Origin of the sequence: Streptomyces parvulus (assembly GCF_014648855.1) — a bacterium.
GTDB classification, from domain to species: domain Bacteria; phylum Actinomycetota; class Actinomycetes; order Streptomycetales; family Streptomycetaceae; genus Streptomyces; species Streptomyces parvulus.
Window position 1 is genome coordinate 1 of sequence record NZ_BMRX01000051.1, and the last position, 856, is coordinate 856.

Genomic DNA, 856 nt, shown 5'->3' on the forward strand with positions numbered 1-856 from the left:
AAGCCGCAGGTCTCCTCGAAGGCCACCGAGCAGACCGAGGAGGCCGGCGCGGCCCTGGCACCCAGTCCCAGCGCCACCCCGGAGACCCTGCCCAGCGCGGCCGAGTCGCCGGACGCCGAAGCCGAGCCGCAGGTCTCCGAGGAGCCCGAGAACGACGGCGGCGGTGGCGGCGGCGGAGGCGGCGGGGACGACAAGCCCGCGCCCCCGAAGCCGAAGCCGGTCGTGCCCGCCATGAACGTCATGCTGCGCAACGCCACCACCAAGATGTGCGCCGACATCCCCGGGCGGGAGAAGGGCCAGATCAACGGGATCGTCCAGCAGGCCAACTGCCACGAAGAGGGCGACAACCAGTACTGGAACCTCGAGGTGAAGTACCCGAAGGGCGGCCCCGGCGGGGTCCCGCTCTTCCAGATCCGCAACGTCGCCGACAAGTTCTGCATGGACCTGGGCGAGTACGACGGCCGCCCCGTCGGCACCGGCATCGGCGAGTTCCACTGCGACGGCACGCTGGCCGACAACCAGCTCTGGTGGATCCAGAAGCAGGAGAGCGGCGACTACTGGATCCGCAACTACGCCAGCAACCACAAGTGCCTGAACGTGAAGGGCCAGAACGGCGGCACGGAGACACCGCTCAACATCTCCGACTGCACCAACACCGACGACCAGGAGTGGAAGATCATCCACCCCAACAAGGACTGACGGGGAGGGCCGCGAAGCCCTCTCATCAGGTACCGCGGGGCAGGCGTTTCTGCCCCGACTTCCGCTGACGCGAGGTGAGTTCACCTCTAGCCTCGCCACGTGAGCCTGTGGACTTCCCTGGAGCCCGCGTCCGCGACTGTGGACCCCGGCAGCAGTA

1 protein-coding gene is annotated in these 856 nt (G+C 68.5%); it reads left to right on the forward strand.

The window, feature by feature from the left end:
* A partial coding sequence (locus IE108_RS34655) for an RICIN domain-containing protein (RefSeq protein WP_189397855.1) occupies window positions 1-699 on the forward strand: 699 nt, incomplete at its 5' end.
* Between the last annotated feature and the right edge of the window lie 157 nt (window positions 700-856).